The 6632-nt window shown below is 73.0% G+C and carries 6 protein-coding genes and 1 pseudogene; 2 read left to right on the top strand and 5 right to left on the bottom strand.

What is annotated here, in order from left to right; genetic code table 11:
* A pseudogene (locus tag ACH4XV_RS28100) lies at positions 1–180 on the top strand (IS701 family transposase); the annotation flags it as partial.
* Positions 181–318: 138 nt separating this feature from the next.
* Here ACH4XV_RS28100 and ACH4XV_RS28095 read toward each other — a convergent pair.
* From ACH4XV_RS28095 to sigE, 5 genes are all read right to left on the bottom strand, one after another.
* Entirely contained in the window at positions 319–963 is a 645-nt protein-coding gene (locus tag ACH4XV_RS28095; RefSeq protein WP_395794434.1) for a hypothetical protein, read from the bottom strand.
* A 260-nt stretch (positions 964–1223) separates the two neighbouring features.
* Complete coding sequence (locus ACH4XV_RS28090; RefSeq protein ID WP_380000034.1) at positions 1224–1664, bottom strand: Sec-independent protein translocase subunit TatB; 441 nt, start codon at positions 1662–1664, stop codon at positions 1224–1226.
* Positions 1665–1901: 237 nt separating this feature from the next.
* A complete protein-coding gene (locus tag ACH4XV_RS28085; RefSeq protein ID WP_395794432.1) occupies positions 1902–3830 on the bottom strand; it encodes a trypsin-like peptidase domain-containing protein in 1929 nt (642 codons plus the stop codon).
* Between the two features lie 214 nt (positions 3831–4044).
* A complete protein-coding gene (locus ACH4XV_RS28080; protein ID WP_395794430.1) occupies positions 4045–4665 on the bottom strand; it encodes an anti-sigma factor family protein in 621 nt (206 codons plus the stop codon).
* Positions 4666–4769: 104 nt separating this feature from the next.
* Positions 4770–5387 carry an RNA polymerase sigma factor SigE gene (gene sigE / locus ACH4XV_RS28075; RefSeq protein WP_101897113.1) on the bottom strand — a complete coding sequence of 206 codons (618 nt, stop codon included), beginning with the start codon at positions 5385–5387 and terminating at the stop codon, positions 4770–4772.
* A 550-nt stretch (positions 5388–5937) separates the two neighbouring features.
* Here sigE and ACH4XV_RS28070 point away from each other — a divergent pair.
* Positions 5938–6624 (top strand): O-methyltransferase, encoded by a 687-nt coding sequence (locus ACH4XV_RS28070; protein ID WP_395794428.1) that lies wholly within the window; start codon positions 5938–5940, stop codon positions 6622–6624.
* Positions 6625–6632: the final 8 nt, after the last annotated feature.

The raw sequence follows: 6632 nt of genomic DNA, 5'->3' as shown, positions 1-6632 counted from the left end.
GCGCCCGACGAACCGCAACTCGTCCCTTTGAGCCTGCCCGAGATCCGCCGCCTGATCGCCCGTCTCGCCGACCTGCGACCGGCCCCGATCACCCACGCCCTGAACTGGTCCCACTGGCGACGCCGAGCCCAATATCGAGCACGCGTCAGCCACTACAAACGACGAGGCCACAGCCCATAGGCCGTGACCTCATCAGATCAAGCACGGTTGCAGTACTAGGCCCTGTCCGGCGGATCTTGGCGGGGTCCAGGCGCGCCGATCCCGGGGGCACGCCCGCCCGTTGCGGCGCGGCCGTGGCCCCGGGCCGGCGCCGGGCTCTCACGCGTCCGGCATCGCGTACGTTCGCAGGTCCACCAAGCGGGACAGGCCCAGGCCGTACGCGCTCGCGCCCCGGCCGTACACCCCCAGGTACACCCCCGCACTCTCCCCCGCGAGTACCCAGCCGTACGCCGACTCCCGATAGCGGAAACGCGCCGGCACTCCGTCGACCGGGATCGCCAGATCCGTCCACCCCGGTCCGGGCAGATTGTCGGACAGGTCCCACGCGATGTTCGTCTGCTGATCCAGCCACTCCGCACGGGTCGCGCGGTCCAACTGCCACGGCCAACTGTCCGCGAGCAACGCCACCCCTGCGAGTGACGCCGCGCTCGCCTTCGACGTGGCCTCCATCTGTCCCGTGCCGTCGCCGGCCGGCCGCTTGGGTCGCTGCGGGACGGTCACCACGGACACGAACCGGCGGGGCGTGGGATCACCGGGCCGGCGGCTGGGCAGGTCGCCGTGGCCCAGCGTGCCGTACTCGATCGTGCCCCGCCCCCGGCACACCGAGGACAACCAACGCCGCCCGTTCCAGCCCTCGTCCAGGCCGTACCAGGGGAAGTCCGCGTCCAGGTATTCCGCCAGCAGATCGGGCCTGCCGGTCCCGTCGGCGGGCAACGCCTCGCCCGCGTGGCTGATTGTGTCCATGCTCCGCCTCAGGTCCTCTCGCGCGGCGCGACGGCGCCGGGCCGGCTGCCTCGGTCTGCCATATCGGGCGGCCACTCCCCCGGGCGATCCGGGTGGACGAGCCGTGCGATACATGTATCCGCCGAGTCACCGACCACACACCGCCCGTGTACTCGGGCTCCATAGTGCCCGAACGCGCGGGTTCTCCGACGCCGTCCTCGGCGCCGGTCGGCCCGGATCCGGGCCGGCGGATCCCCGGCCGGGGACGAGCGGATCGACCCTCAGGTGGCGTCGGCGTCGTACGGCGGACGCTCGCCGGGCTCGACCCGGGCGGCGCCGCCGTTCTTGTGCAGCGAGGTCTTCGGCGCGGACGACTGTCCGGCCGACGGGCGGTGCGAGGTGTCGGGCACGTCCGGCTCGAAGAGGTTGCCGCTCGCCAGGCCCTTGATGTCGTCGAAGTCCTTGCCGAGCGAGTCGCGCAACTCCCGGATGCCCAGATCGTCGTCGCCGTCGCCCATCAGGTTCTTGCGGACGAAGGTCTTCGGGTTCAGGTCCTCCAGGTGCATGTCCTGGAACTCCGGACCCAGTTCCTTCTTCAGGTCCGCGCGGGCCCCGGAGGAGAACTCGCGGAACTTGCGAATGGTGCGCGCCACGTCGCCGATCATCTTCGGCAGCTTCTCGGGACCGAAGATGACGATCGCGAGGATGACGAGCGCGACCATCTCGGGTGCACCGACGTCGAACACCTGGACTCCACGAGATTGCGCGAGGGGGTTCGGTCGGGTGACCGAACCCCCTCAGAGTAGTCGCCGACCCCCCGAGCGGAAGGCCGCGGGCGGCACCGAACCGGTCGCTTGGCGCCTATTGGCAAAAGATGTGATCACCCGGCCATGTGTACGTCATGTCCGAGTCATCCTGCTTGGTGGCCGGCCGGCCCGTCGGGGTCGGCCGGCCCCGGGTCAGCCCGCCTGGAGGGTCATGTCGACCGAGCGCTCCGCGCCGTCGCGCTCGATGGTGAGCTTGACCACGCCGCCCGGCGCCTTGGACCGGATCGCCACGATCAACTCGTTCGCGTCGTGCACCCGGCGGCCGTCGATCGCCTTGATCACGTCGCCCGGCTTGAGCCCGGCCTGCTCGGCGGGTCCGCCCGGACGCACCGGCGGCGTGCCCTTGACGTCCTCGGACGCGATCCGGGCGCCGTCGCCCGTGTAGGCGACGTCGAGCGAGACGCCGATCACCGGATGCGAGGCCTTGCCGGTGTCGATCAACTGCTGCGCGACCCGGCGCGCCTGGTTGATCGGGATCGCGAAGCCGAGGCCGATGCTGCCCGCCTCCTGCTGCGCCCCGAAAGGATTGCCCTGGCCGCCGCCGGCCGAGCGGATCGCCGAGTTGATCCCGATCACCGAACCCGCCGCGTCGATCAGCGGTCCTCCGGAGTTGCCGGGGTTGATCGGCGCGTCGGTCTGCAGCGCGCTGATGTAGGAGACGTCGCTGCCGGAGGAGCCGGCACTGACCGCGCGGTCCTTGGCGCTGATGATGCCGGAGGTGACGGTGCCCTCCAGGTTGAACGGTGCACCGATGGCGATCACCGGGTCGCCGACCTGCACGGCGTCGGAGTTGCCCAGCGGCAGCGGGTGCAGCCCCTGAACGCCGGACACCCGGATCACCGCGAGGTCGTAGCCGGTGTCCCGGCCGACCAGGGTCGCGGTGGTGCGCTGCCCGTCGTTGAACGTCACCGTGATCGTGCCGCCGGACGCGGCCGAGTCCACGACGTGGTTGTTGGTCAGGATGTCGCCGGCGGTGTCCAGCACGAAGCCGGTGCCGGTGGCCTCGCCGCGACCGGTCTTGGCGTGGATGTACACCACGCCGGGCAGCGTGCGGTCCGCGAGGCCGGCGATGGTGTCCTTGCCCCGAGCCGGACCGCTCTGCGGCGGGTCGCCCAGGCGGATCTTGGTGTCGTGCCGATCGGCGACCCAGGCTCCGATGCCGCCGCCGATCAACCCGGCCACGAGCGCGAGCGCCGCGGCCCACACCACCAGCCGCCGCCCGTAGCGCCGACCCAGGTCCTCCGTGGGCCCGCCCGCCCCGGTCATGTCCCCGGGGACCGCATAGCCGTACGGCACGGCCTGCTGGGGCGCGTAGCCGGTCTGCGGGGCATACGAGGGGTACGGCCCGTAGGGCCCGTAGCCCGGATGCGCGACGCCGGCCGGCGCACCGTAGGCACCGGGCTGCCCGGGCTGCGCCGGATATCCCGGCCACTGCCCCGTCGGCTGCTGCGGGGGCGGCCCGACGGGCGGCGGCTGCGGCGGCGGGGCGAACGGGTCGTAGCCGGGGTCGTCCGCGGCCGGCAACTCGGCGGTGCCGTGCACCACGGGCACCTCGGCGGTCACCGCGTCCCGGACATCGGGCCTCGGCACCCCGAACGCGTCGGGCTCGGCGGCGGGATCGGCCGGCGGCGGCTCCTTGGCCAACGACGTCCGCGCGGGAAACGCGGCGGGCTCGGCGTCGGCCGCGTGCGAGCCGCCCGGCGCGGCGAAGCCTTCAGTGGTCGCGCCCCGGTGTCCCGGCTCGGCGGCGTCGCCGGCCGTGTCCCCGCGACCCGACTCCGCGCCCGTGTCCGAAAGCCGTGAGTCGCCTCCGGTGGAGTCCTCCGTCCCCGACACCGGTCGGATCTCCGTGGGCGGCTCCTCGTCCGTCGCCCGGCCGGAAGCCACAGGGCCCGTGGGCGCGCCGTCGGGGGTGTCCTCCCCGGGGTCCGTCGACACCCGCGGGCCGCCGGGCGGGAAGGCCGCCGGCTCCGCGCCGGGGTCGTGCTCGGGTGCCGGTCCGGCCGGCGCGTCGTCGCCTCGCGGCGGCTCCGCTCCCCCACGGCCGTATGCGTCGCTCATCGTGTGCCTTCCTACCGCTCCCGGTGTGCCGGGGCATCCGCTGCTTCTCCGGCCCGGCCACAGTCTTGCGCGTGCCGCTCGCCGGCGTCCCGGCGGCAGCGGATACCCGTCACATCCCGCACGCGAACCCGCCCGAAAGCACCGCGCCCGCGCGGATCCGCGCGGGCGCCCCGGACCGGCGCATCGCGCCCGGGACCGGGTTGTACGGGCCTGCCTAGGGCCGGGTCTCGATCGTATGGACCGGCACCGTCAGGGACGCCCCCGCGAGCACCGGCTCGGAGCGTTTGGCCGCCTTGCCCGCAGGCAGCGCGCTGGTGCTCGCGGCCTGCTCCACCAGGTAACGCTCGACGGCCGGGGCCGCGGGCCGGCCCTCGGTGCCGCCGCTGGTCCCGCCCGGCACGAAGGCGCTGCTCAGCGCGACGGCCATCATCGAGAACGCGCCGGCCGCCGCGAACGTCAGCCGACGCCGGCTCACCGGCGGGCGCACCCGCTCGGGCATGTTGCCGGGCCGGCCCGCCCGCGGACCGGTCGACCGCGCACGTGCGCGGGTCGAGCCCGTCGGTCGCCCGGCGGCCGGGAACATGAAGCGATCGCCGCCCGCGGGCGGCGCGGGCGGCTCCTCGGCGGATTCCCCGAGCGCGAACAACCGCGCCATCAGGTCCTCGGAGGGACCGGGTTGACGCGCGATGCCGAGCAGCTGCTTCACCTGCCGCTGCTCCTCGGCCTCCACACGACAGTCCGCGCATTCGGCGAGGTGCGCCAGCACCTTCTCGCGGGCCTCATGGCCCAGTTCGCCGTCCACATAGGCGGCGAGCTTGTCCTCGGGGTGGCTCATGTCCCCACCTCGCATGCCCCACATCGGGTCGCGGCGCGCCCCAGCCGTGCGGCACTCACTACCCCCCTGCCCAAGCGGTCGCCGGGCTCACTGCTCACGGTCCCTCATCTCCGCACCGTGGTCCGGACCTCCGCAGCCGTCTCCTGGCCTGCCTTGTTCCGGGGAGCACGATGCCGCAGCGCCGCACGGAGCTGGGACCGGCCGCGGTGGATGCGGCTGCGCACGGTCCCGAGTTTCACTCCGAGCGTGGTGGCGATCTCCTCGTACGACAGGCCCTCGATGTCACACAGTACGACCGCGGCGCGGAACTCCGGCGCGAGCGCGTCCAGCGCCTGCTGGACGTCCGCGTCCAGGTGGGCGTCGTCGTATGCCTGCGCGGGCGAGAGCTCACGACCGGCGAGGCGTTCGCCCGCGTCGTCGCCCAGACCCTCGAAGCGGATGCGCTGACGGCGCCGGACCATGTCGAGGAAAAGGTTCGTGGTGATGCGGTGCAGCCAACCCTCGAACGTGCCGGGCGTGTAGCTCGACAACGATCGGAACACTCGGACGAACACCTCTTGGGTGATGTCGTCCGCGTCGTGCGGGTTGCCACTGAGGCGGTAGGCGAGCCGATACACCCGCGCGGAGTGGGTGCGGACGATGTCCTCCCACGTCGGCGGGACCCATTCGGCCTGGGCTGGGCTGCTGGTTGCGTTTGCGGCTTCGGCCACGTGATCCGGCATCGGCGACGACTCGCGAGTACAGGATTGTTCCCCGCGACGGTCGACCACTGCCACACCTCCTCTTCCGAGTAGCGCAACCACCATAAGCGTCCTGCCTGTTAAGCCCGGATAAGGGCGCCGAGCCCCGGTCCGACCCAACCTCCGGTGCCGCGAGACCACGAGCCTCGTGTTCACCTGTCTTCCGAGGGAGCCAACGAACCACATCCGTGGGGGGTTCCCGCAGCGGGCACGGGACGCGACGGGCACGGTCGTGGTCGCGGCGTTGCTTTTATTTGGGCGCTTCGCGCCGGCTCGCGAGGGACCACTTTTCCGCTCCCCCGCTTCGCTCCTCCGCAGAAAAGCGGCCCCTCGCTCGGGGCCGGGTGCCCCTCCGCTTCGCTCCGGGCCACCCAGCCCAAACTTTGCGGCTCCGCCGCTCTCCGCGCTTCGCGCGTCGATCTCCAGGGTCGGTCTGGTTCGGGGGCGCTGACGCGCCAGGGGGTGGGGGCGGGCGTTCGTGCGGCGCTCCCCGGGTGGTGGGGGGACACCTCGGTAATACGCTTGCGCTCAGGTGGCCGACCCGTCCGAGCGCGAACGGGCGGCCGGGACAGAGGAGGAAGCCATTTCCGGCAATCGCCAGGCGAGCTGGGCGTTCGCGGAAGAGTACGTCGGCGAGGACGCCGTCCTCGCGGGCGCCCGCGCCCGCGCCCGGGAAGTCGGCGTGCTCCCGATAGGTCCCGGCGGCGGCGCCGCGCTGCGCTTCCTCGCCGCCGCGGTCGAGGCCAAGGCGGTCGCCGAGATCGGGACCGGGACCGGGGTGTCCGGCCTCTACCTGCTGCGCGGCATGCGCTCCGACGGGGTGCTCACCACGGTCGACGCCGATCCCGAGAACCAGCGGCTCGCCAAGGAGACCTTCACCGAGGCGGGCTTTCCCAGCGGGCGCGCCAGGTTCATCCCGGGCCGGGCCCTGGAAGTGCTGCCCCGACTCGCCGACGGCGGCTACGACCTGGTGTTCTGCGACGGGGACAAGCTCGAATACCTGGACTACCTCGCCGAGGCGCTGCGGTTGTTGCGGCCCGGCGGCGTGGTCTGCTTCGACAACGCGCTGCTGCGCGACCGGGTGGCCGATCCGGCGCACCGGGACGCGGAGACCGCCGCCGTGCGCGACGTGTTGCGGGTGATCCGCGAGCACGAGTCGCTGGTGCCGGCGCTGCTCCCGGTAGGCGACGGCCTGCTGTGCGCGGCCCGTCGGGGCTGAGCCCGGCC

The sequence above is a fragment of the Embleya sp. NPDC020630 genome (genome assembly GCF_044334985.1).
Taxonomy (GTDB): Bacteria; Actinomycetota; Actinomycetes; order Streptomycetales; family Streptomycetaceae; genus Embleya.
Note: the sequence above shows the minus strand (reverse complement) of the source record. Positions and strands in the feature narration are given on the sequence as shown.